Origin of the sequence: Amycolatopsis keratiniphila subsp. keratiniphila (assembly GCF_001620365.2) — a bacterium.
GTDB classification, from domain to species: Bacteria; Actinomycetota; Actinomycetes; order Mycobacteriales; family Pseudonocardiaceae; genus Amycolatopsis; species Amycolatopsis keratiniphila.
On the sequence record NZ_LQMT02000029.1, the window covers coordinates 115,679 to 139,166 of the forward strand.

A 23,488-nucleotide genomic window follows, 5' to 3' on the forward strand; every position below is an offset into this window, starting at 1 on the left:
GAATACTCCTCTACTTGGTGTTGCGGGAAAGCCGTGATTGCAGGACGACGAGCGCCCCGAGGACGAGCACGCTCGCCCCGATCACCCGGAGTGCCGTGCTCGCGCCGGTGACGAAGGCGGAGATCACCACGGGGGAGCGGCCGGGCGCGGCGACGGCCAGCGCCTGCGCGACGGTGTGCGGATCGTGGGCCTCGCGGATGTCTTCCGGCAGCGCCGCGACGAAGCGCCCGGTGAGGACGGTGCCGATGACCGCGACACCGAGCGCGCTGCCGAATTCGCGCGTGGTGGCTTGAAGTCCGGCGCCGACACCGGCCTGCGCCGGAGGTAGTGAACCGGAGATCGCGGCGGACAGCGTCGGAAGGGCCAGCGTGACACCGACCCCGGTCACCACGAGCCAGGCCGCGTAGACCGGATACGGCGTCGAAGCGTCGCTGGTGGACAGTCCGAGGAGGCCGCCGCCGCAGAAGAGGAACGCGATGGCGACGGCGACGTCGACCCCGAGGCGCTGGACGAGCCTGCCCACGTGCCGTGCGCCTAGGATGACCGGCACGGTCAGCGGGATGATCCCGAGCCCGGTCGGCAGTACCCCGAAACCCTTGCCGTACTGGAGGAAGGACGCGTTGACGTAGAACAGCGCGAACATCCCGAAGAAGATCGCGGTCATGCCGAGGCACGCACTGCGCAGCGCGGGCACCCGGAACAGCCGGGGATCGAGCAGCGGGTGCTCGGCCTTCAGCTCCACGAACGTCCACAGCGCGAACAACACGACCGAACCGGCGAATCCGGCCAGGACGATCGGGCTGGTCCAACCCGCTTCGGGACCTTCGACGATGCCGAGCAGCAGCGTGACCGAAGCGCCGACGAGCAGGATGGCGCCGAGCGGGCTGAGCGGCCGCTCGTGCCGCGGGGACACCGGCGCGATCCGGGCGACGAGCGCCACGAGCACCAGCGAGATCGGGACGGCGGCCGCGAACAGCCATCGCCACGACCCGCCCGCCAGCACGGCGCCGCCGCCGGCGTTCCCCACGACCCCGCCGATCCCGGTCATCGACGCCCAGGTCGCGATGGTCACGCCCGTGCGCTCGGCGGGGACGGCGTGCAGCAGGACGGCGAGCGTGTTGGGCAGCACCGCGGCGGCCCCGATCCCGGTGATCGCCCGGCCAGCCAGCAGGAAGGGCACGTTCGGCGCGATCGCCGACAGCAGCGCGCCGAGCGCGAACAGCACCAGGCCGGCGAGCAGGACACCCTTGCGGCCGAACCGATCGCCCGTCGCTCCGCCGGGGATCACCAGACAGGCGAAGAAGACGACATAGGTGTCGACGATCCAGATCAGCGCCGACGCGGACGGGTGGAGATCGCTCGCGGCGAGCATCGGGACGGCGAGGTTGATCGCGGCGACCATCCCGACCATGAGCACGACACAGGCGCACATGACGGGCAGCAGGCCGCGTCGGTCCGCTGCGGTTTCGGGGGTATCGCGGACTTGGAGTCGGAGTGGCATGTCCACGACGCTATGGGCCTGCTGGTTCTTCGTGCCACGCAACATTGGCAACAGATAGTTGCGTACGATGCAACTATGGCCGATCAGCTGGACCTCAACCTCCTGCGGGTGTTCGACGCCTTGCTGCGGGAGGGCAGCGTGACGGCGGCCGCCGAACGCCTGCATCTGTCGATCCCGGCGGCGAGCCGGGCGCTGGGCCGGCTGCGGCGCGCGATGGGGGATCCGATCCTGGTGCGCGCCGGCCGCGGGATGGTGCCGACGCCGTTCGCCCTCCGGACGGCACCGCGGGTGCGATCGCTGCTCGACGAGGCGTCCGCGCTGATCAGCGCCGACCGCGAGTTGTCCCTCGGCGACCTCGAACGCACCTTCACCATCCGCATCAACGACGGCGTCGCTGCGACACTGGCGACGGCCGTCGTCGAGGCGACCGCCGCCGTCGCTCCGGGCGTCGTCCTGCGCTTCGTCGCGGAAGGCAGCGAAAGCACCGAAGCCTTGCGAGATGGTTCGGTGGACCTGGACATCGGCGCGGGCGACATCACGGCCCCCGACATCCACTCGGAGCTGCTGTACCACGAACGCGTGGTCGCGATCGTCAGGGCGGACGGTCCGCTCGGCGGTGTACGGCGTCCGACGCTGGCGCAGCTTTGCCGTCATCCGCACGTTTCCGCGTCGCGGCGTGGCCGGGGCAGGGGACCGCTCGACGACGTGCTCGAGGCGGCCGGCCTCCAGCGCCGGGTCGCCGCGGTCGTCCCCACTTCGGCCGTCGCCGCGTTCCTGGTCGCGTCGAGCGACTACATCGGGCTCGCGCCCCAGCGGCTCGCCGAGCAATACGGTCGGTCACTCGGCATCCGCTGGTTCCCGATCCCCGCCGACCTCCCGCGGATCGAGGTCTGCCAGCTCTGGCACGCGCGGCTCGACGCCGATCCGGCCCAGCGCTGGCTACGTGACACGATCCACGCCGCGCTCGGGCCGTCCGGTGGTAGAGTCCCGAAGGTTGATCAACACCGATCGAGTACGAAAGCGAGGTGAGCGGCACATGCCGGAAGACAGTTCTGGACCGACCGGACGTCGTCGCCGTTCACCCGTGTGCGCGGTGCGCTGACCTTCTCCGGTCTCCTTTCCCTGTCTGGCTTTGTGTACGCACGCCAGAAAAGAGCCGGAATCATGAACACCTTCGAAATGCTGCTCCGGGTCGGCACCGGCGTCGGCCTCGGCGCCGTCATCGGCATCGAGCGCCAGTACCGCGCCCGGATGGCCGGACTCCGCACCAACGCCCTCGTCGCTGTCGGCGCGACCCTCTTCGTCCTCTTGTCCGCCCACGGTTTCGGCGGGCTGAACACCAGCGGTGACGCCGACCCGACACGCGTCGCCGCCCAGATCGTCTCCGGAATCGGTTTCCTCGGCGCCGGGGTGATCCTGCGCGACGGCCTGAACGTGCGCGGGCTCAACACCGCGGCCACCCTCTGGTGCTCCGCGGCCGTCGGATCCCTTGCGGGAGCTGGACTTTACGTCGTCGCGCTCGCGGGGACCGCGGTGATCGTCGGGGTCAACGTGCTGTTGCGCCCGCTCGGCCGTGTCGTCGACCGGCGCCCGGAACAGCGGGAAGACTGCGCGGAGCAGGAAGACCGCGAGACCGCCTGACGGTGGGCCCGGCGGCGAACGGAACCACTCACGAGCAGGACAGGAAGTCCAGCAATATCCGGGAGAACTCGGCGGGCTTCTCCAGATTGATCATGTGCGCGACCCCGGGAACCACCAGTTTCCGGGCGTCGCGTGCCTCGCTTTCGATCTGGTCCGCGATGGCGACGATGTCCGAGGAATCCAGATCTCCCACCAAGGTCAACGTGCGTGGGGTGAGCTCGCCGGTGCGCTCGATGGCCCGCAGCTCGTCCATCAGCGTGAAGCCGGTGAGCCGGTGCCGCACGACGGTCTGGGTGTACATCTCCTGGCACAGCAGCCGGACTCGCTGATCGACGTCCGTGGGCGTGCGTCGGGGGCCGTCCACCCACATGCGCAGGATGCTTTCGATGGCGGCGGGAAGATCGCCCCGGGCGCCCGCCTCCTCGAGGTTCTTGGTCTGCTCCAGGACGAAGGGATCCTTCGGCACCATCGAGCTCAGCCCGGTGGCGACGAGGACGAGGTTCTCGACCAGCTCCGGATACGTCAGCGCGAAATCGACCGCGATCCGCCCGCCGCCGGACAACCCGACCAGTGACGCGCGGGGGAGCTCCAGCGCGGTCATCAGCGCGCGGAGATCGTCGTAGTGCCTGAACCGCTCGGTCGGCGTGGACGATTCGCCGTGCCCGCGCGCGTCGTACCGGACGACGGCGTGGTGCCGTCCGAGTTCGCTCATCTCGGCGTCCCACATCCGGGAGTCGAGCATCCCGCCGTGGAGCAGGATGACCGGATCACCCTCGCCTCGGATCTCGTACGCGAGTTCGCCGTTCCCGACCTGGATTCGACCGTGGGCCATATGTCCACGCTACCGAAGAACGCACGAAGGCCCCTTTCCCGAAAGTGCGGGGAAAGGGGCCTTCGCGTGTGGTGCTTACGCCTGGGTCATCTTCCGCAGGACGTACTGCAGGATGCCGCCGTTGCGGTAGTAGTCCGCCTCACCCGGGGTGTCGATGCGGACGTCCGCGTCGAACTCCACCTTGGTGCCGTCGGTCTTCGTCGCGGTGACGTGGACCGTGCGCGGGGTCTCGCCGTCGTTCAGCTTCGTGATGCCCGAGATGTCGAACGTCTCGGTGCCGTCGAGGCCGAGCGACGAGGCCGACTCGCCCGCCGGGAACTGCAGCGGGATGACGCCCATGCCGATCAGGTTCGACCGGTGGATGCGCTCGAACGACTCGGTGATCACCGCGCGCACGCCCAGCAGGCGCGTGCCCTTGGCCGCCCAGTCACGCGACGAACCGGAGCCGTACTCCTTGCCGCCCAGGACGACCAGCGGGATGTCCTGCGCCGCGTAGTTCTGCGCCGCGTCGTAGATGAACGCCTGCGGGGCGTCGGCCTGGGTGAAGTCGCGGGTGTAGCCGCCCTGCACGTCGTCCAGCAGCTGGTTGCGCAGCCGGATGTTCGCGAAGGTGCCGCGGATCATGACCTCGTGGTTACCGCGACGCGAGCCGTAGGAGTTGAAGTCCTTCTTCTCCACGCCGTGCTCGGTCAGGTACTGCGCGGCCGGGGTGCCCGGCTTGATCGCGCCGGCGGGGGAGATGTGGTCGGTGGTGACCGAGTCGCCCAGCTTCGCCAGCACGCGCGCGCCGGAGATGTCGGTGACCGGGGCGGGCTCCGCCTGCATGCCCTCGAAGTACGGGGGCTTCCGGACGTAGGTGGATTCCGCGTCCCAGTCGAAGGTCTTGCCCTCGGGGGTCGGCAGCGACTTCCACCGCTCGCCACCGTCGAAGACGTCGGCGTAGTCCTTGGTGAACATCTCCTGCGTGATCGCGTAGTCGATGGTCTCCTGGATCTCCTTGGCCGACGGCCAGATGTCCTTCAGGAAGACGTCGTTGCCGTCGGTGTCCTGGCCGAGCGGCTGGGCCTCGAAGTCGAAGTCCATCGTGCCGGCGAGCGCGTACGCGATGACCAGCGGCGGCGACGCGAGGTAGTTCATCTTCACGTCGGGGTTGATGCGGCCTTCGAAGTTCCGGTTGCCCGAGAGCACCGAAACCGCGGTGAGGTCGTTCTCCTGGATCGCCGCGGAGATCTCGTCCGAGAGCGGGCCGGAGTTGCCGATGCAGGTGGTGCAGCCGTAGCCGACCAGGTGGTAGCCCAGCTTCTCCAGGTACGGCCAGAGGCCGGCCTTGTCGTAGTAGTCGGTGACGACCTGCGAACCCGGCGCCATCGAGGTCTTGACCCACGGCTTGACCGCGAGGCCCTTGTCGACCGCGTTCCGGGCGAGCAGCGCCGCGCCGAGCATGACCGACGGGTTGGAGGTGTTGGTGCACGAGGTGATCGAGGCGATCACCACGGCGCCGTGGTCGAGGATGAACTCGCCGCGGTCCGGGGTGCTGACCTTGATCGGGTTGGTCGGGCGGCCGGTGTGGCCGTTCGCCGCCGACTGGATGTCGACCGCGCCCTCGTCCTTGAAGGAAAGGGCGGCCGGGTCGCTGGCCGGGAAGGACTCCTCGACGGCTTCGTCCACGTTGGTGTGCGGGACCTGCTCGCCGCCCACGTAGTCGTGGATCGACTTGCGGAACGAGTTCTTCGCGTCGGTGAGCTCGATGCGGTCCTGCGGGCGCTTCGGGCCGGCGATGGACGGGACGACCGTCGACAGGTCCAGCTCGATGTACTCGGAGTACTCCGGCTCGTGCGACGGGTCGTGCCAGAGGCCCTGCTCCTTGGCGTAGGCCTCGACGAGCGCGACCTGCTCCTCGGAGCGGCCGGTGAGCTTGAGGTAGCGGACGGTCTCCTCGTCGATCGGGAAGATCGCCGCGGTGGAGCCGAACTCGGGGCTCATGTTGCCGATGGTGGCGCGGTTCGCCAGCGGCACCGCGCCGACGCTCTCGCCGTAGAACTCGACGAACTTGCTGACCACACCGTGCTTGCGCAGCATCTCGGTGATGGTGAGCACGACGTCGGTGGCGGTCACGCCGGTCGGGATCTCGCCGGTGAGCTTGAAGCCCACGACGCGCGGGATGAGCATGGAGACCGGCTGGCCCAGCATGGCGGCCTCGGCCTCGATGCCGCCGACGCCCCAGCCCAGCACGCCGAGGCCGTTGACCATGGTGGTGTGCGAGTCGGTGCCGACGCAGGAGTCCGGGTACGCCTGGCCGTTGCGGGCCATCACCGTGCGCGCGAGGTGCTCGATGTTGACCTGGTGCACGATGCCGGTGCCCGGCGGGACGACCTTGAACTCGTCGAAGGCGCCCTGGCCCCAGCGCAGGAACTGGTAGCGCTCGCGGTTGCGCTCGTACTCGATCTCGACGTTGCGCTCGAAGGCGTCGGCGCGGCCGAAGACGTCGATGATGACGGAGTGGTCGATGACCAGTTCGGCGGGGGCGAGCGGGTTGACCTTGTCCGGGTCGCCGCCGAGGTCGGTGACGGCCTCGCGCATGGTGGCGAGGTCGACGACGCAGGGCACGCCGGTGAAGTCCTGCATGATCACGCGGGCGGGCGTGAACTGGATCTCGATCGACGGGTCGGCCTTGGCGTCCCAGTTGCCGAGCGCGCGGATGTGGTCGGCGGTGATGTTCGCGCCGTCCTCGGTCCGCAGCAGGTTCTCGAGCAGGATCTTCAGGCTGTAGGGAAGGCGCTGGGAGCCCTCGACCTTGTTCAGGCGGAACACCTCGTAGGAGGCGTCGCCCACCTTCAGCGTGTCTTTGGCGCCGAAGCTGTCCTTGCTGGCGGGTGCGGTCACTTCTAACTCCAGTGGCGGGTCAGTTCGGTGTGTTCTCCAGGTCGTTCGGGCCGACCCGGAGCGAGTGTTGCGCACCCCCACCGTAGGTCCGGACCCGGGATGGCACACCTCGTTCGTCTCCTCAAACAGTACGCCCGTCCTGTTTGGCTTGGCAAGCCGACACGCGGGTCATGAAGGTCTCAGCGCCTGCGTCCGTTCGAGTGACGAAACGTTCGTCTGTTCGTCCCCCGTTGAGGGGAAATGGTGCCTACGGTGTGTAAGTTCCTGGTGGTGCTTCTGGTAATGCTGTGACGGCAGTGGCACAGTGAGCTCATTGTTCAAGATCGGGAGGTGGGTGGATCGTGCGTGGTGAAGCCGGGTCGGGGGCCGGTGCCCGCCGTGGCATGACCATCGGCGCGCTCGGCATCGCCCTGTTGCTCGGGGTGACGGGTACCGCCGTCGCGGTGCCGCCGCCTCCGCCGAATCCCAGCGACTCCGAGATCAACTCCAGCAAGGCCGACGCCAACGCCAAGGCGGGCGACGTCGGCAGGCTCACCAACCAGCTGGCCCAGGCCGAGTCGAAGCTCGCTCAGCTCAACGACGACGTCGAGCTGAAGATGGAAGAGGCCAACAAGGCGCGGGTCGACGCGGAGACCGCGCAGGACGAAGCCGCGCAGGCCGATCGCGAGGCGCGGTCCGCGCGCACCGAATCCGACGCCGCACAGGCGACCATCGACAAGGCCCGCGCCGACCTCGACAAGTTCGCCGCCGCGAGCTTCCAGCAGGGCAGCACGATCGGCTCGGTGTCGGCGTACCTGACCGCCAACAGCCCGAAGGAACTCCTCGGCCGCGCCCAGATGCTCGACGCGGTCGGCGGCAGCAGGCTCAACGCGCTCGACACGATGAAGCGCGCGCAGACGGACAAGTCCAACAAGGACGCGACCGCGCGCAAGAAGCTGGAGATCGCGCAGGAGCGCAAGCGCGCGGCCGAGGCGGCCAAGCACGAGGCCGACAACGCGCAGAGCGCCGCGCAGCACGCCCAGGACACCCAGGCCGCGCAGAACCAGAAACTCGAAGCTGACAAGGCCAGCGTCGAGAAGCAGCTCTTCGAAGCGCAGCAGAAGGTCAACGGCCTGCAGGGCCAGCGGCAGCGCTACGAGGACTGGAAGGCGCAGAAGGCCCGCGAGGACGAAGAGCGTGCGCGTCAGGCCGCCCTCGCCGCGGAAAGGCCCAGCCAGGGCGGCGGTGGCCGTCCGTCCGCCAGGCCCGTCCAGTCCGCCCCCGCCGGGGCGAGTGTCGAGGCCGTCGTCCGGCGTGCGCTGTCGCAGCTCGGAGTGGTCTACGCGTGGGGTGGCGGCAACACCTCCGGTCCGACCCGCGGTATCCGCGACGGTGGTACGGCGGACCGCTACGGCGACTACAACAAGATCGGGTTCGACTGCTCGGGTCTGATGATCTACGCGTTCGCCGGGGTGAAGTCGCTCCCGCACTACAGCGGCTACCAGTACAACGCCGGGCGGAAGGTGCCGCTCTCCCAGATGCGCCGCGGCGACATGCTCTTCTGGGGCGGCAGCGCGCGGGGCATCCACCACGTCGCGATGTACCTCGGGAACGGCCAGATGGTCGAGGCGCCGCAGTCGGGCCTGCGGGTCAGGATCGCGCCGGTGCGGTACGGCGGCATCATGCCGTACGCGACCCGCCTGATCGGCTAAGCGTGTCCTGCGCGGGGATCGTGCTGGCAGGCGGTGCCGCGCGCCGCCTGTCCGGTGTGGACAAACCCGCGCTCCCCGTCGGCGGGAAACCGTTGCTGGCGAGGGCTTTGGCGGCCCTCGTGGACGCGGATCCGGTGATCGTCGTCGGCCCGGAACGGCCGGGGTTCGGCGACGTCGTCTGGACCAGGGAGTCGTCACCGGGATCGGGACCGGTGGCCGCGCTGGCGGCCGGGCTCGCGCTGGTGCGCACGGAGATCGTCGTGGTCCTGGCCGGTGATCTCGCCGGCGTCCGGAAGTCCACTGTGGACCGCCTGCTGGCGGGACTCGGTGACGCCTCAGGGGCGGTGCTGGTCGACACCTCGGGGGAGCGGCAGTGGCTGCTCGGCGCCTGGCGCGCGGAGGCCTTGCGCGACGCCCTGCCGGAACCGGTGGAGAACGCGTCGTTGCGGCGGACGCTGGGCGGGCTGGAGATCGTCGAGGTGCCCGAAGAGCCGGGGGAGAGCGCCGACATCGACACGCCGGAGGATCTGGACCGGTTTTCCTGACCGGAGCCGGGGAACGCGGCCGGGCGGTTCGGCATCATATGCCGGTGAGCGACCTGCAGCCGGACGAGTACGAGTCGGACCTCCTGCGCGACGGCCAGGGTTTCGTCGAGGATTTCGACACGTGGTCGTCGCTGCTCGCGCTGGAGGCCGTGCTCGACGAAGCGCTCACCGAACCGGAGATCGCCGCGGGAATCCGCAGGGAGGGCCTGCGCGCCGAGGACGCCCGTACCGCCGTGCTCGGCGATGTCACCGCGCTCGCGCGGATCCGCATGGAGCGGGAACGGGCGGGCGTGGTCTTCGAACGGCCGCGGCGCCTTCCGTTCCGGCGGGTGACCGTCCGGGAGGCGGGCTGGTTGCTCGTGACCTGCGCGCTTCTCGTGGGGTACCTCCGGATCCTGCAGCTGACGTGGTCGTCGATGCCGTTGCCGTTCCAGCTGGTCGGCGTGCTGGGGCTCGGTGGGGTGATCGGGATGGCCGTGCTGGTCATCGGACGGCGGATCCCTGGGCTCTTCGTCACCGAAGGCGGGCAACGCACCAGGGAGTGGGCACATCCGGAGATGATCGGTTTGGGCGACCGGCGGGAGTTCGCGCTGCGGGAGATCGTCCTGCCCGCCCTCCGGGACCATCTGCGGGATCACCGGCGGATCCGCTCGGGCGTGAATCTCGTCTTCGAAGAGCCGGACGCCTCGGCGGATCTGGAAGCGAGCCTCGTGCGGACGGCCGCGGTGAAACGGCTGCGGCGGATCGTCGATCGGGCCGATTCGGTGGCCGTCGCGCTCGCCGGGCACCGGGGGACCGGCAAGACCACGTCGATCCGCTCGTTGGAGCAGGGGCTGCTGAGCCGGTCGGACCGGGCGGCACCCTTGGTCGTGGTCGCCTCCGCGCCCGCCGCCTATGAGGCCCGCGACTTCGTGCTGCACCTGCACGCTCTGCTCTGCAAGGCGGTGCTTGCGAAGATCTCGACGGGCTTGCGAACGGTATCCGGCCGTCTTCGGTTGCGGCGGATGCTCCGGAAGGCGTTGGCGTTCCTGGTGTTCTGGGGAGTGGCGGCGTCGGCCGTGTGGCTGCTGTGGGGCGGGGCGCCGTGGCGGGACCTCTGGACGCTCGCGCTCGATGTCGTGAACGGGCGGGTGACGCCCCAGCAGGTGTGGACGGGACAGCCCACAGTGAGACTGCTGGCCCTCGGAGTGGTGTCGCTGTTCCTGCTGCGGCTGGTGTCCGGCGTGGTGGCGACCGGAATCGCGGCCGTCCGGTTCCTCGTCGCGCGCCGCCGGGACATCCGCCTGGCGGGCTTCCGCCGCCTCACCGAACAGCAGCTCGACCGGATCCGGTTCCTGCAGACCTACACGACCGGATGGTCCGGGAAGCTCAGCATGCCGCTGAAGGGGGAAGCAGGCCGCACCTGGTCGACCCAGCGCGCCGAACAGCAGCTCACCCATCCGGAGGTCGTCGACAAGTTCCGCGAGTTCGCCGAAGTGTCGGCTCGGCGGCTTGACGCGGAGAGGATCGCCGGCCGGGTCGTGATCGCGATCGACGAACTGGACAAGATCGGCGAACCCGACAAGGCGCATCAGTTCATCAACGACGTGAAGGGTGTCTTCGACGTTCCGGGGTGCCTGTTCTTCGTGTCCGTTTCGGACGACGCCGTGCTCGGCTTCGAACAGCGGGGGCTCGGCGTCCGGGACGCCTTCGACAGCGCGTTCTCGGAGATGGTGCGGCTCGAACCGTTCACTTTGGACGAAAGCAGGCTCTGGATCGCCTTGCGGTTGCGGGGGATCTCCGAACAGTTCTGCTACCTGGCGCACTGTCTGTCGGGAGGCCTGCCCCGGGACCTCAAACGCTGCGCCACCGAGATGGTCGATCTCGCGAACGAGATCTACCAGCCGTCGCTGGAGATCGTCGCGCGAAACCTCGTCATGGGGGAACTGGCGGGCAAGGCCCGCGCCTTCGTCGCCACCGCGGCCACCTTGGACCGATCGCCGGAGCTGGTCGCGCTGACCACGGAACTGCTCGGCATCCCGGGGACGGAGGAGCCGGAGGCCTTGGCCGGGATCGCCGAGCGGCTGGTGGACGACGACGGCAGCGACGCCGCGATCAGCGATCTGCGCCGGCACAGCGGCTGTTTCGTGCTGTTCTGCGCGACCGTGCTGGAGGTCTTCGACGACACGCTGACCGCCGACCGGCTGACACCGCGCCTGCACGGGCTCGCCGTCGTCCGGCAGCGGATGGCGATGCACCCGAAGCAGGCGTGGGACGACCTGGTGAAGTTCCGCGGCGAGGCCCCTTCACAGCCGTCATACCGCTGATCGGGTTGGCTACCGTCACGAACGGCTGTGTCACCGACCACTACGGTCACATCCGGACGCAAGAACGCAAGCGGGGAACACAGGAGGCACGAGTGACCGAGCCCGGCTACGCCGACGGCGCGCAGCAGCAGCCCGGAACGCCGGCGCGGGACGCCCAGTTGCTGGAGCGGACCGTGTTCGAGGTCAAGCGGATCATCGTCGGCCAGGACAGGCTGGTCGAGCGGATGCTGGTCGGCCTGCTGGCCAAGGGACACCTTCTGCTCGAGGGTGTGCCCGGTGTCGCGAAGACCCTCGCCGTCGAGACCTTCGCGCGAGTCGTGGGCGGCTCGTTCTCGCGCGTGCAGTTCACCCCCGACCTGGTCCCCGCCGACATCCTCGGCACCCGGATCTACCGGCAGGGCGCCGAGCGGTTCGACGTCGAGCTCGGCCCGGTGGTGGCGAACTTCGTGCTCGCCGACGAGATCAACCGCGCGCCCGCGAAGGTGCAGTCGGCGATGCTCGAGGTGATGGCCGAGCGGCACGTGTCGATCGGCGGCCAGACCTTCCCGATGCCCGACCCGTTCCTCGTGCTCGCCACGCAGAACCCGATCGAGAACGAGGGTGTGTACCCGCTGCCCGAGGCGCAGCGTGACCGCTTCCTGTTCAAGATCGTCGTCGAGTACCCGACGGCCGAGGAAGAGCGCGAGATCATCTACCGGATGGGCGTCACCCCGCCCACCCCGCAGGAGGTGCTCAGCCCGGCGGAGCTGGTGCGGCTGCAGAACGTCGCTTCGCAGGTCTTCGTGCACCACGCGCTCGTCGACTACGTTGTGCGCCTCGTGCTCACCACCCGTACGCCGAACGACCACGGCCTCGCCGACGTCGCGGGCTGGGTGTCCTACGGCGCCTCGCCGCGTGCCAGCCTCGGCATCATCGCCGCGGCCCGCGCGCTGGCGCTGGTCCGCGGGCGGGACTACGTGCTGCCGCAGGACGTCGTCGACGTCGTTCCCGACGTGCTGCGCCACCGGCTCGTGCTGTCCTACGACGCGCTGGCCGACGGCGTCCCCATCGACCACATCATCACGCGGGTGCTGCAGACCGTGCCGCTGCCGCAGGTCTCGGCCCGTCCGCAGGGCGGCGCCGGGCAGGGCGGCCCGGTCCCGGCCGGCGCACCGGTCAGGTAGGGAAGCGAGCGTGAAGAACGAGAAGGGCGAACGTCCTTCCTGGGCTCCGCCGGTACTCCGCGGGGAGCGGATGGAGGCGGGCCTGCGAACGCTCGAACTCGACGTGCGCCGCCGTCTCGACGGTCTGCTGCAGGGAAACCATCTCGGCCTGGTGCCGGGGCCCGGTTCGGAACCGGGGGAGGCCCGGCCGTACCAGCCCGGCGACGACGTCCGCCGGATGGACTGGGCGGTCACCGCGCGCACGACGAGCCCGCATATCCGGGAGACCGTCGCCGACCGTGAGCTGGAGACGTGGCTGGTGGCGGACGTGTCCGCGAGCCTCGACTTCGGCACCGCGCTGTGTGAGAAGCGCGACCTGGTCGTCTGCGCGACGGCCGCGGTCGCCCATCTGACCGGCGGTGGCGGCAACCGGATCGGCGCGCTCGTCTCCAACGGGGCGGGCAACATCACGCGCATCCCGGCGCGCGGCGGGCTCCCGCACGCGCGGGGGCTGGTCCGCAAGATCGCCGAGACCCCGCGTGCCGAGGAAGGTGTCCGCGGGGATCTCGCCGCGGCACTGGAGAAACTGCGCCGTCCGCCGCGTCGTCGCGGGCTCGCCGTCGTGATCTCCGACTTCCTCGGCGACACCGAATGGCAGCGTCCGCTGCGGGCGCTCGGCGGGCACCACGACCTCATCGCCATCGAAGTCCTCGACCCGCGCGACATCGACCTGCCCGACGTGGGCACCGTCGTGCTGGCCGACCCGGAGACAGGGAAACAGCGCGAAGTGCACGCTTCGGCCTTGCTGCGCAAGGAATTCGGCGCCGCGGCGCACGCACACCGGCAGGAGGTCGCGGCCGCGCTGCGCCGCGCCGGTGCCGCGCATCTGGTGCTGCGCACCGATTCGGACTGGATCGCGGACATGGTCCGGTTCGTGGTGGCCCGCAAACGCCGTTGGTCCGGTGGTGTCGCGTGAGCCTCACCGGATTCGCGTCGCCGTGGTGGTTCCTGCTGCTGCTGGCGGTCGCCGCGGTGGCCGTGGGCTACGTGCTGTCCCAGCGCGCGCGGCGCAAGCGCACCATGCGGTTCGCCAACCTGGAACTGCTGGAGAAGGTCGCGCCGAAGAGCCAAGGGTGGGTGCGGCACGTTCCCGCGATCCTGATCGTGCTCTCGCTGCTGGTGCTCACCGTCGCGCTCGCCGGGCCGACGGCCGAGCAGAAGGTGCCCCGCAACCGGGCCACGGTGATGCTGGTGATCGACACCTCGCTGTCGATGGAGGCGACCGACGTCGCCCCGACGCGGCTGAAGGCGGCCCAGGAGTCCGCGCGGTCGTTCGCGCAGAACATGACGCCGGGCGTGAACCTCGGGCTGATCTCCTTCGCGGGCACGGCGACCGTGCTGGTCGCGCCGACGACCGATCGTGGTGGCGTGGTGAAGGCGATCGACAACCTGAAGCTGGCGCAGTCGACGGCCACCGGTGAAGGGATCTTCGCCGCGTTGCAGTCGATCGAGAGCTTCTCGGCGATCGTCGGCGGCGCGGAGGGCCCGCCGCCCGCGCGGATCGTCCTGATGAGTGACGGCAAGCAGACCGTCCCGGACGACCTGTACGCCCCTCGCGGTGGCTACACGGCCGCTCAGGCCGCGAAGCAGGCCCAGGTGCCGATCTCGTCGATCTCGTTCGGCACCACGCACGGTTCGGTCGACATCGACGGCAAACCGCAGGACGTGAAGGTCGACGACGAATCGCTGGAGGAGATCGCGCGGCTTTCGGGTGGCGACTTCTACAAGGCGGCGAGCGCGGACGAGCTGAAACGCGTGTACGACGACCTCGGCGAGCAGATCGGGTACGAGCTCAAGGACGCCGACGCGAGTCGGCCTTGGGTCATTCTCGGGACGTTGGTGCTGATGATCGGTGCCGCGGCGTCGCTCTTCCTGGGGCAGCGCCTGCCCTAGGTGGGCTTTTCGACCGAGTTCGGGCCGAAGCCGGTGTTGCGAAAGCCACTTTCGCAACCTTCAACGTTGCGAAAGTGGCTTTCGCAACGCGGTCCGGCTCGGGGCCTGATTGCAGGTTCGCCAACTGCCATGCCGACGGCGGGTTGCCTGATTCGGCCTTCGGGCGTGCTATGAACGGGCCGTTNNCGGCCCGTTCATAGCATTCGGGTGCGGGCGGTCACGGAGTCGCGAAGCCGTTCTGCCGCCAAGCCTCGTACACGCTGATCGCGGCGGTGTTCGAGAGGTTCAGCGACCGGCTCGACGGCAGCATCGGCAGCCGTACCCGGTCGGTCACCTCAGCCGACTCCTGCACGTCACGAGGCAGCCCCGCCGACTCCGGCCCGAACATCAGGACGTCACCGGGCTCGTACGCGACATCGGTGTGCAGCCGCGTCGCCGAAGCGCTGAACGCGTAGACCCGCGCGGGAAGCAGCGCCGCCCAAGCGGCGTCGAGATCCGCGTGGACGTGGACGCGCGCGAGGTCGTGGTAGTCGAGCCCCGCGCGCCGTAACTGCTTGTCCTCCAGCGTGAAACCGAGCGGCTCCACCAGGTGGAGCTCGCAGCCGGTGTTCGCGGTCAAGCGGATCGCGTTACCCGTGTTGGGCGGGATTTCGGGGCGGTAGAACAGGATGCGGAACACGAGGGTTGATCGTCTTTCGTTCACGGGCGCTTCGCCTGAGCGCGGCCGGGCGGCCATCAAGCCGGACGAGCATGAGGCCCGCCCGTGACCATCCCACCACAGGAGGGCTTACATGCCTTCGCTCCCTCACCCCCTGTCGCGGCGTCGCTTCCTCGGTTATGGCTCCGCCGGCGCGGCCGCCGTCCTGCTGGGGACCGGTGCCTGGAACGCCGCCGGCGCGATGCCGCTCGCCAGCGGTGCCGGTAACCCGTTCACCCTCGGGGTCGCGTCGGGCGATCCGTTGCCCGGCGGGGTCGTCCTCTGGACCAGGCTCGCGCCGAAGCCCTACGAGGCCGACGGGTTCGGCGGCATGCCGCGGACGCCGGTCCGCGTCGAGTACGAAGTATCCCTCGACGAGCGTTTCCGCGCCGTGGTCCGCCGCGGGTCCGTGGTGGCCACGCCCGAACTCGGACACTCCGTGCACCCCGAGGTCCACGGTCTCGCGCCGGACCACGAATACTTCTACCGCTTCCGCACGGGCGGTGAGATCTCGCCGGTCGGACGCACCCGGACGGCGCCGGTCGCGTGGTCGTCGCCGCGTGAGCTGAACTTCGCGTTCGCGTCCTGCCAGAACTGGGAGGCCGGGCACTTCACCGCGTACGACCACATGGCGGCCGAGGACCTCGACCTGGTCGTGCACCTGGGCGACTACCTCTACGAAAGCGGTGTCACCGGGGTCGGCCGCGGGACGCCGGTGGGACCGCAGTTCAAGGGCGAGACCTTCGACCTGGCCCGCTACCGGCTCCAGTACGCGCTCTACAAATCCGAAGCGCCGCTGATGGCCGCGCACGCCGCCTTCCCGTGGATCCACGTCAACGACGACCACGAGGTGGAGAACAACTGGGCGGGCGACATCTCGCAGATCGACAAGGAACCGGACCAGGACCGGGCGGTGTTCCGGCAGCGGCGGGCCGAGGCGTTCCAGGCGATGTACGAGCACCTGCCGTACCGCATCGCCCAGCTGCCGAAGGGGCCGGACGCGCGGCTTCACCGTCGGCTGAGCTACGGCACGCTGGCCGATTTCACCATGCTCGACACCCGCCAGTACCGCGACGACCAGCCGTGCGGCGACGGTCAGTCGGCGAACTGCACCGAGCGGTTCGACGAGAACCGCACTCTGCTCGGCTCTGAGCAGCGGAAGTGGCTGCTCGACGGGTTCTCGCGGTCCCGCGCGCGGTGGCAGATCCTCGGCAACCAGGCGCCGATGGGCCAGACCGACACCGACGCGGGTGAGGCCACGAACGTCTACCTCGACCCGTGGGACGGCTACGTCGCCGACCGCGACCGCGTGCTCGCCGCGGCGCAGGACCGCGGGGTGCGGAACCTGGTGGTCATCACCGGCGACAGGCACCAGAACTACGCCTGGGACCTCAAGCGCGACTTCGCCGACCCCGGTTCACCGACCGTGGCGAGCGAGTTCGTGGGGACGTCGATCACCAGCGGCGGGAACGGCGCGGACATGACGCCCGGCGGTGAGAACCTGCTGAAGGCCAACCCGCACATGAAGTTCTTCAACAGCCAGCGCGGCTACGTCCGGGTGAACGTCAACCGGCAGCGCTGGCGCAGCGACTTCCGGGTGGTGCCGTACGTCAACACCCCCGGAGCGCCGATCAGCACGCGGGCCAGTTACGTCGTCGAAGACCGGCGGCCCGGCGTTCAGTCCGCCTGAGCGGGCACGAAGGCGGCGTACGCCTCGCGGACAGCCGCGGGCGGCGCCGCCTTCGTGAGGGTCGCCGGGTCGACGAAGACGTAGCGGGTCTTGACCTCCGCGCACAGCCGGCCGTCACGAGTGATCTCGAAGTCGATGATCAGCGACGTCGTGCCGAGGTGATTCAGGTACACGGCGACGACCAGTTCGTCGTCGTAGCGGCAAGGCGCGCGGTAGCGGAGATTCGATTCGGCGACGACGACGTCGACACCGCGGGCCACCGCCTCCTGGTGGGAGCCGAAGAGGGCTTTCTCGACCTCGAACATGGCCATGTCCACATAGGCGAGGTAGTGCGCGTTGAACACGATGCCCTGCCCGTCGCATTCGTGGTAGCGCACGCGCAGCGGCATCTCGACGATCGGTTTCCGTGGCTCTGTCACGGTTCCAACCTACGTGAAGGCCCTGTTCCCTACCTTGGGAGTCAATGCCAGGAACTTGAGCGACAGTGCCTGAAGCCTCTCTCCTTCCTGGTCAAGTTTTGTGAAGGGTCGTGAGTGTTTTTGGTCGTTAGAACGACCAAAAACACTCACGACCCCAATCAAAAACCGGATGAATATGAATCAAACGGACATTTTCCTGTCGGTTGGTGTCCTTTGTGGACATCATCCGACTTTGCCGGGACCCTGACGCTGAAGGCAGGGAAGGAGGCCTTCACGCGCGTCCGATCAGTCGATGAAGTCGATGTTCGGATGACGCGGCGACTCGCCGTCGAGCAGATGCCGGTCGCGGCCCTTCAGGTGCAGATCGAAGAACGCGCCGATGTAGTCCCGCTGCGCGGCCACCGAACGGCGGGGATCGATGGTGCCGATGACCGCCTCCCGCTTCTCCGGCGCCACTCGCGAACCGAGCTGCGGCACGACGACCTGCAGATCGCTGTAGGCCATGTGCGTGCTGCCGCCGCGCAGTAGGAGGTCCCGCTTCCACCCGCGCTGGTTGGCCCAGAAATCCGCCCAGCTGCGGTCGAATTCGGGCTGCCGGTGCGTGTGTTCGAGCGGTTTGCCGTTCTCGTCGACGCCCTCGGCGCCCATCAGCATGAACGGCCGGTCGAGACCGCGTTTGGTGACCTCGCCGGGTACGTAGGCGCTGCCCGGCGGGTAGCCGAACGCGGTCGCCATCGCACCGTCCAAGTTGATCCCGGCGTCGATCCTGCGGTCGTGCACCATCGTTTCGCCGGAGGTGAATCCGCCGTAGGAGTGCCCGTAGGCGCCGACCCGGGACAGGTCGAGTGACCAGCCGAGGCCGCGGGGGAGCTGCCGCTTCTCCGCGTCGGGATTCTCGCCACGGGTGATCTTCGCGAGCTGGTCCAGAACGAAGCGGAAGTCACCGACCCGGGCGTCGAGCGCCTTCTTCATGAACTCGGGTCCTTCGCCCTGCTGGACGGCCGGTTCGAGCCTCCCCCCAGGGAATTCCACCGCGGCGCTCTCGTAGGTGTGCGAAAGCGAGACGACCACGTAGCCGCGGCTGGCCAGGTCGTCGACGATCGCCGTGTACGTCTCGCGAGGCGCACCGAAGCCGGGCGAGAAGAGCGTCACTGGCTTCGGCGCGCCGTGCGCGACGGGCACGCCGAGTTCGGCGCGCCGCTTCGCCGATGCCCAGTCGATGGAGCCCGCGGGCAGGCCGAGGTAGTCGTCGCTCGCCAGCACCTGGTCGATGACCGCGCTCATCCCGGGGGTGAACCACGGCGCCCGCGGTCCGTCGGCGAACCGGTCCGCCGGATAGGTGACGGTGGCCATGACTTCCCGGCGCCGCTCCGGTTTCCACGGATCGGCGCGGGACGGGTCGACGAGGTGGAGGTCGGTGGTGCCGACCTCGTAGGGGCCGGTGAGGGCGGGTGCGGTGAGCTTGGCCTGGTCGGCCGCGACGGCGGGAGCCGCCGTGGCGAGCCCGCCCGCGAGCGCGAGGCCCGCGATCAGCGCCGAACCCCGCACCACCCTGGTGTGTCTCGATGACACTGCTGGAGTCCTTTCGGATCGGAGCGGCCCGGCGGCCGCCTGTTTCCGACCCTGGCAGCGCCCCGGTGCGACGCGCATCCCTCTGAAGATGGAGCCGTGATCACCCGTGCAGGGCACGGTAGGCCGAAGCGGCTCCGGGATGCAGCGGGACCTTTCCCGTGCCGATCAGGGTCCGGACGTCGAGGAACTGCGTCCCCACCGCGGCGGCGGGGACGAGATCGGCGGCGTGCCCGGCCAGCACCCGCGCCACCGCGGCCGCGACGTCGTCGGGCAGGGAAGGAGCGGCCAGCAGCAGGTTCGCGACGCCGATCGTCCGCAGCTCGCCCACTCCCTGATAGGCCTGCGCCGGGACGTGGACCTGGTCGTACACCGGGCCGTATCCCGCGCGCAGGGCGGGGAGATGGGCGTCGAGCGGGAGAAGGGTGATCGGGGTGGTCCGGTTCAGTTCGGTGAGCGCGGGGGTCGGGATCCCGCCGGACCAGAGCAATGCGTCGACCTCGTGCGCGGCCAGCGCGTTGATCGCTTCGCCCAGCAGCAGGTTCTTCGCCTTCACGGGCACTTCGGCGCGGGCGAACAGGCGCGTGCTGAACACCGCTACGCCGGATCCGCTCGCGCCCATCGCCACCGGCCGTCCGGAGAGGTCGGCGAGCGACCGCACGCCGCCGTCCACCCGGACGACGAGCTGGTGGTAGTTCTCGTAGACGCGGCCGATGGCCGAGAACGCGATCGGGACGGAGAACGGTTCCGCTCCGAGGAACGCGGACTCGGCGACGTCTCCGAGGACGAGCCCGAGATCGGCCCTGCCGTCCCGTAGCCGCCGCAGGTTCTCGACGCTGGCCTCGGTGGCGACGGCGGTCGCCCGCAGCCGCGGCTCGGCCCGGTTCAGCTGCTGGGCGAGGAGTTCCGCGAAGGCCAGATAGAAACCGCCGTTCTCGCCCGCCGCGATGACGACCTCGCGCTCCTCGCCCCGATAGCCCGCGGTCGAGCAGCCCGTGAGGGTCGCGAGCCCGGAGAGGAGCGCGGTGCGCCTGGTGACGGTCATGGTTTTTCCCCTGCCGCTAGAGGGAGTTCGACGCGGACCTCGAGCCCGTGCGGTTCCGCCTCGCGCAGTTCGAGCTTCCCGCCCCTGGCGAGCACGTGCTGGCTCGCGATCGCGAGGCCGAGGCCCGTGCCGCGCGGGGCGCCGTCGCCACCGGCCCGCCAGAAGCGTTCGGTCGCGCGTTCCCGGTCCTCTTTGGACAGACCGGGACCGTTGTCGGACACGAAGAGCGTCGCCGTCGTGTCACCGGTTTCGTAGCCGGTGGTGATCGTGGCGCCGCGCCCCGCGTAGTGCACCGCGTTGTCCAGCAGCACATCCAGCACTTGCGCCAGTTCGCTTTCCGCACACCGCACCGGCACCGGCTCGTCGTGGCCTTCGGACGCCGCGAGTCCCACTCCGGCGTCTTCGGCCGCGGGCCGCCACGCGTCGACCCGTTCGGCCAGGACGGCGGGGAGATCGCAGGGTTCGTCACCGGATTCGCCCGCGGCGAGCCGGGTCGCGGCGCTTTCGGCGAGCGCCAGCGCGAGCAGCCCGTCGAGCAGGGACTCCAGGCGTTCGACCTCCGCGACGGTCGCCCGGTAGGCCCGCTGGCCGTCGCCGTCGACCTGTGCGGCGAGCGAATCCACCCGCAACCGCAAGGCGGCCATGGGATTCCGCAGCTGATGCGACGCGTCCGCGACCAGCCGCCGCTGCTGTTCGGACGCCTCGACGACCGCGTCGGACATCCGGTTGAAGGACGTCGCGAGCGACCGCAACTCACGGGGCCCGGCCCGGTCGGGGACCTGCGCGCGATGCCCTTCGGTCACCGCCTGCACGCCGGTCTCCAGTTCGTGCAGTGGCCGCAGCATCCAGCGGGCCAGCAGGACCGCGAGCAACACGAACACCGCCGCGACCAGCACCGCGCCCGCGACGATCGCGGCCCAGCGCGCGGCGACGTCGGCCGCCGCCGTGGTCACCGACGCGCGGAGCACGACCACGCCGGCCACGCGGGTCCCGGTGCCCACCGGACGGGCGAAATGGACCGGATCGGCCGACCACGGGCTGAACTGTTCCGGCCCCTTCGCGGGCTGGTTGCGCAGCGCGGCCTCGACGAGCGAGCGGACCACCGGTTCCGCGGCGGTCATCCCGCCGGTTTCGACCAGCGGCACGCCCCGCGCGTCGACCACCACGACCGCTTCGCCGTATAACGACGAATACCGCGCGGCGTCGACCGCCAGCGCGGTCGGGTCGGCGGCGTCGACCGCCTGCTGGGCGAGGACGACGAAACGGTCGACGTCGGCGTTGCGGGCGATCACGAGCTGCTGCGTGCGCTGGGCGGCGGTCGAACCGAACAGCGGGATCGCGAACGCGGCGACCACCGTCAGCGCGAGGGCCACGAGGACGACCAGCAGCCGGGTGCGCACCGGTCAGTCCCGGCCGAGCCGGTAGCCGAAGCCCCGGATGGTGGTCAGCAGGCCCGGCCGGTCGAGCTTCGCGCGCAACTGGGTCAGGTGCACGTCGAGCGAACGGGAGACGGCGAGGTAGGCGTCGCCCCAGACCTCGTCCATCAGCTGCTGGCGGCTCACCGCGGTTCCGGGCCGGGCGGCGAGTACCGCCAGGACGGCGAATTCCTTGGCGGTGAGCCCGATGTCGTGCCCGTCGACCAGGACACGCCGCGCGCCGAGGTCGATCTCGACGTCCTCGACGCGTACGACGCCGTCCTGCGGTGCCGCGGAGACGGTGGCGCGGCGGACGACCGCGTCCATCCTCGCCAGCAGTTCGGCGAGGCGGACCGGTTTCGTCAGGTAGTCGTCGGCACCGAGCCGCAGCCCGCGCACCACGGACCGTTCGTCCCCGCTCGCGGTGAGCACGAGCACCGGCACCGATGACACCTGACGGACCTTCCTGAGTACATCGAGACCGTGCATGTCGGGCAGGTTGAGATCCAGCAGGATCACGTCCGCGGCTCGATGCCGGTGCAACGCGTCGCTGCCGCGGATCGCGTGGGAGACGGTGTGGCCGCGTGACTGCAGCGCTTCGGCGAGCGCGTCGGCGACACCGGCGTCGTCCTCGACGAGCAGCACCCGCACGGCCACACCTTCCCGCCTAGCCTTCGCGGCCGGACACGAGTTCGGGCTCGGGCTGCTTCTTCTTGTCCAGCTCCGAGGTCTTCGAGGTTTCCCGCATTGTGCCGTACACGATCAGCGACACCAGGACACAGCCCGCGACGTAGTAGAAGAACACCGATTCGTGGCCCGCCCCCTTGAGCGCCTGCGCGATGAGCTCGGCGGTGCCGCCGAAGATCGCCACGGTGAGCGCGTAGGGGAGACCGACACCGATGGCGCGGATCTTCGTCGGGAACAGCTCGGCCTTCACGATCGCGTTGATCGAGGTGTACCCGGTGACGATCACCAGCCCGGCCAGCATCAGCAGGAAGGCGAGCACCGGCTGGTTCGTCCCGCCCATCAGCGTCATGATCGGGACGGTCAGCAGCGTGCCGGCGATACCGAAGAACATCAGCAGCGGACGGCGGCCGATCCGGTCGGAGAGCTTGCCCGCGAACGGCTGCAGGATCGCGGCGACCAGGATCGCGCAGAACAGGATCAGCGTGACCGTCCGGCGCGGGATGCCCGCGGTGTTCTCCATGAACTTCTGGCTGTAGGTGGCGAAGGTGTAGAACGACACCGTGCCGCCGAGGGTGAGGCCGACGACGAGCGCGATCTCCTTGGGGTACTTGATCAGCGCGCGCAGGGTGCCCTTGTCCCCCGCGTCCTTGCCGGTGCCGGAGGCCTTCGTCTCCTCGAAACTGGCCGACTCGTCCATCCCGCGGCGCAGGACCATCACCACGACCGCGGCGAGCGCGCCGACGACGAAGGCGATTCGCCAGCCCCACGAGGTCAGCTGCTGCTCGGTCAGCACGGCCTGCAGGAGCAGCTGGAGACCCAGCGCCAGCAACTGGCCACCGTAGAGCGTCACGTACTGGAAACTGGAGTAGAAGCCGCGCTTGCCCGGAGTGGCCACTTCGGACAGATAGGTCGCGGAGGTCGAATACTCGCCGCCGACCGAAAGCCCTTGGATGAGCCGGGCCACCAGCAGCAGGATCGGCGCGGCGATCCCGATCGAGGCGTAGGTCGGCGTCACGGCGATCATCAACGACCCCGTCGCCATCAACGTGACGGAAAGCACGAGTGCGCTTCGTCGCCCGAACCGGTCGGCGAACCGGCCGAGCATCCAGCCGCCGAGCGGCCGCATGAGGAAGCCGACGGCGAAGACCGCCGCGGTGCCGAGGAAGGCCGCCGTCGTGTCCTTGGTGGGGAAGAAGGACTTCGCGAAGTACGTGGTGAAGGCGGCGTAGGCGTACCAGTCATACCACTCGACCAGGTTGCCGATCGAGCCGCGCAGCACGTTGCCGACGACTCGACGTTCGCTCACGGGCGGCGTGGATTCGCCGATCCGGGTTGTCATCTTTGACCTCCTGTGTTCCGGCTCACGGTGAACAATCCGTGACGGCCGGGCAAGGTTTCGGCGCGGTTCCTAACATCCGCTTAGGACGGTCGCGGTTACCCGGAGGTAGGGGTGCCGCGGCTCCGGCGCGAAC

19 protein-coding genes are annotated in these 23,488 nt (G+C 69.6%); 9 read left to right on the forward strand and 10 right to left on the reverse strand.

Annotation, left to right across the window (positions count from 1 at the left end; genetic code table 11):
* Window positions 1-10: 10 nt before the first annotated feature.
* Entirely contained in the window at window positions 11-1,432 is a 1,422-nt protein-coding gene (locus AVR91_RS28140) for an MFS transporter (protein ID WP_063275978.1), read from the reverse strand.
* A 144-nt stretch (window positions 1,433-1,576) separates the two neighbouring features.
* Here AVR91_RS28140 and AVR91_RS28145 point away from each other — a divergent pair, with 144 nt between their 5' ends.
* Both AVR91_RS28145 and AVR91_RS28150 read left to right on the forward strand, forming a co-directional pair.
* Window positions 1,577-2,530: a LysR family transcriptional regulator gene (locus AVR91_RS28145; RefSeq protein ID WP_063275977.1), complete on the forward strand. Its 954-nt coding sequence runs from the start codon at window positions 1,577-1,579 to the stop codon at window positions 2,528-2,530.
* Between the two features lie 135 nt (window positions 2,531-2,665).
* The gene (locus AVR91_RS28150) at window positions 2,666-3,142 is read left to right on the forward strand and encodes an MgtC/SapB family protein (RefSeq protein WP_063275976.1); all 477 of its coding nucleotides are present in this window, start codon (window positions 2,666-2,668) and stop codon (window positions 3,140-3,142) included.
* Window positions 3,143-3,170: 28 nt separating this feature from the next.
* On the opposite strand, the gene AVR91_RS28155 is transcribed toward AVR91_RS28150, so the two are convergent.
* Both AVR91_RS28155 and AVR91_RS28160 read right to left on the reverse strand, forming a co-directional pair.
* On the reverse strand, window positions 3,171-3,974 hold the full coding sequence (locus AVR91_RS28155) for an alpha/beta fold hydrolase (protein ID WP_063275975.1): 804 nt from the start codon (window positions 3,972-3,974) through the stop codon (window positions 3,171-3,173).
* A 75-nt stretch (window positions 3,975-4,049) separates the two neighbouring features.
* The gene (locus AVR91_RS28160) at window positions 4,050-6,857 is read right to left on the reverse strand and encodes an aconitate hydratase (protein ID WP_063275974.1); all 2,808 of its coding nucleotides are present in this window, start codon (window positions 6,855-6,857) and stop codon (window positions 4,050-4,052) included.
* A gap of 341 nt (window positions 6,858-7,198) precedes the next feature.
* On the opposite strand from AVR91_RS28160, the gene AVR91_RS28165 reads away from it, so the two are divergent.
* The 6 genes from AVR91_RS28165 to AVR91_RS28190 all read left to right on the forward strand — a co-directional run bounded on the left by AVR91_RS28165 (window position 7,199) and on the right by AVR91_RS28190 (window position 14,494).
* Window positions 7,199-8,548, forward strand: coding sequence for an NlpC/P60 family protein (locus tag AVR91_RS28165; RefSeq protein ID WP_063275973.1), 1,350 nt, complete (start codon window positions 7,199-7,201; stop codon window positions 8,546-8,548).
* A 2-nt stretch (window positions 8,549-8,550) separates the two neighbouring features.
* Window positions 8,551-9,093: a molybdenum cofactor guanylyltransferase gene (gene mobA, locus AVR91_RS28170; protein WP_063275972.1), complete on the forward strand. Its 543-nt coding sequence runs from the start codon at window positions 8,551-8,553 to the stop codon at window positions 9,091-9,093.
* A gap of 38 nt (window positions 9,094-9,131) precedes the next feature.
* On the forward strand, window positions 9,132-11,399 hold the full coding sequence (locus tag AVR91_RS28175) for a hypothetical protein (protein ID WP_228709378.1): 2,268 nt from the start codon (window positions 9,132-9,134) through the stop codon (window positions 11,397-11,399).
* 92 nt (window positions 11,400-11,491) lie between these two features.
* Window positions 11,492-12,562 carry an AAA family ATPase gene (locus tag AVR91_RS28180; protein ID WP_063275971.1) on the forward strand — a complete coding sequence of 357 codons (1,071 nt, stop codon included), beginning with the start codon at window positions 11,492-11,494 and terminating at the stop codon, window positions 12,560-12,562.
* Window positions 12,563-12,632: 70 nt separating this feature from the next.
* Window positions 12,633-13,517, forward strand: a complete 885-nt coding sequence (locus tag AVR91_RS28185; RefSeq protein WP_228688411.1) for a DUF58 domain-containing protein — start codon at window positions 12,633-12,635, stop codon at window positions 13,515-13,517.
* Entirely contained in the window at window positions 13,514-14,494 is a 981-nt protein-coding gene (locus AVR91_RS28190) for a VWA domain-containing protein (protein ID WP_016334115.1), read from the forward strand. Before AVR91_RS28185 ends, AVR91_RS28190 begins: the two co-directional genes overlap by 4 nt.
* A gap of 217 nt (window positions 14,495-14,711) precedes the next feature.
* On the opposite strand, the gene AVR91_RS28195 is transcribed toward AVR91_RS28190, so the two are convergent.
* Complete coding sequence (locus AVR91_RS28195; RefSeq protein WP_038513977.1) at window positions 14,712-15,173, reverse strand: tRNA (cytidine(34)-2'-O)-methyltransferase; 462 nt, start codon at window positions 15,171-15,173, stop codon at window positions 14,712-14,714.
* Between the two features lie 112 nt (window positions 15,174-15,285).
* On the opposite strand from AVR91_RS28195, the gene AVR91_RS28200 reads away from it, so the two are divergent.
* Window positions 15,286-16,881, forward strand: coding sequence for an alkaline phosphatase D family protein (locus AVR91_RS28200; protein ID WP_063273698.1), 1,596 nt, complete (start codon window positions 15,286-15,288; stop codon window positions 16,879-16,881).
* On the opposite strand, the gene AVR91_RS28205 is transcribed toward AVR91_RS28200, so the two are convergent.
* The 6 genes from AVR91_RS28205 to AVR91_RS28230 all read right to left on the reverse strand — a co-directional run bounded on the left by AVR91_RS28205 (window position 16,869) and on the right by AVR91_RS28230 (window position 23,355).
* The gene (locus AVR91_RS28205; protein ID WP_063273699.1) at window positions 16,869-17,300 is read right to left on the reverse strand and encodes an acyl-CoA thioesterase; all 432 of its coding nucleotides are present in this window, start codon (window positions 17,298-17,300) and stop codon (window positions 16,869-16,871) included. The genes AVR91_RS28200 and AVR91_RS28205 overlap by 13 nt on opposite strands.
* 285 nt (window positions 17,301-17,585) lie before the next feature.
* Window positions 17,586-18,872 carry an alpha/beta hydrolase family protein gene (locus tag AVR91_RS28210; RefSeq protein WP_063274932.1) on the reverse strand — a complete coding sequence of 429 codons (1,287 nt, stop codon included), beginning with the start codon at window positions 18,870-18,872 and terminating at the stop codon, window positions 17,586-17,588.
* A gap of 100 nt (window positions 18,873-18,972) precedes the next feature.
* On the reverse strand, window positions 18,973-19,914 hold the full coding sequence (locus AVR91_RS28215; protein WP_063274931.1) for a TAXI family TRAP transporter solute-binding subunit: 942 nt from the start codon (window positions 19,912-19,914) through the stop codon (window positions 18,973-18,975).
* A complete protein-coding gene (locus AVR91_RS28220) occupies window positions 19,911-21,314 on the reverse strand; it encodes a sensor histidine kinase (protein WP_063274930.1) in 1,404 nt (467 codons plus the stop codon). The genes AVR91_RS28215 and AVR91_RS28220 overlap by 4 nt, the downstream gene beginning before the upstream one ends.
* 3 nt (window positions 21,315-21,317) lie before the next feature.
* Window positions 21,318-21,980, reverse strand: a complete 663-nt coding sequence (locus AVR91_RS28225; protein ID WP_172843495.1) for a response regulator transcription factor — start codon at window positions 21,978-21,980, stop codon at window positions 21,318-21,320.
* A gap of 16 nt (window positions 21,981-21,996) precedes the next feature.
* Window positions 21,997-23,355, reverse strand: coding sequence for an MFS transporter (locus tag AVR91_RS28230; RefSeq protein ID WP_063274928.1), 1,359 nt, complete (start codon window positions 23,353-23,355; stop codon window positions 21,997-21,999).
* Between the last annotated feature and the right edge of the window lie 133 nt (window positions 23,356-23,488).

Coding starts and splice junctions, on each gene's coding strand:
- AVR91_RS28140 (WP_063275978.1), bottom strand. CDS start 1,432: ATGTGCGCCTGTGTCGTGCTCATGGTCGGGATGGTCGCCGCGATCAAC.
- AVR91_RS28145 (WP_063275977.1), top strand. CDS start 1,577: ATGGCCGATCAGCTGGACCTCAACCTCCTGCGGGTGTTCGACGCCTTG.
- AVR91_RS28150 (WP_063275976.1), top strand. CDS start 2,666: ATGAACACCTTCGAAATGCTGCTCCGGGTCGGCACCGGCGTCGGCCTC.
- AVR91_RS28155 (WP_063275975.1), bottom strand. CDS start 3,974: ATGGCCCACGGTCGAATCCAGGTCGGGAACGGCGAACTCGCGTACGAG.
- AVR91_RS28175 (WP_228709378.1), top strand. CDS start 9,132: ATGCCGGTGAGCGACCTGCAGCCGGACGAGTACGAGTCGGACCTCCTG.
- AVR91_RS28185 (WP_228688411.1), top strand. CDS start 12,633: ATGGAGGCGGGCCTGCGAACGCTCGAACTCGACGTGCGCCGCCGTCTC.
- AVR91_RS28200 (WP_063273698.1), top strand. CDS start 15,286: ATGCCTTCGCTCCCTCACCCCCTGTCGCGGCGTCGCTTCCTCGGTTAT.
- AVR91_RS28215 (WP_063274931.1), bottom strand. CDS start 19,914: ATGACCGTCACCAGGCGCACCGCGCTCCTCTCCGGGCTCGCGACCCTC.
- AVR91_RS28230 (WP_063274928.1), bottom strand. CDS start 23,355: ATGACAACCCGGATCGGCGAATCCACGCCGCCCGTGAGCGAACGTCGA.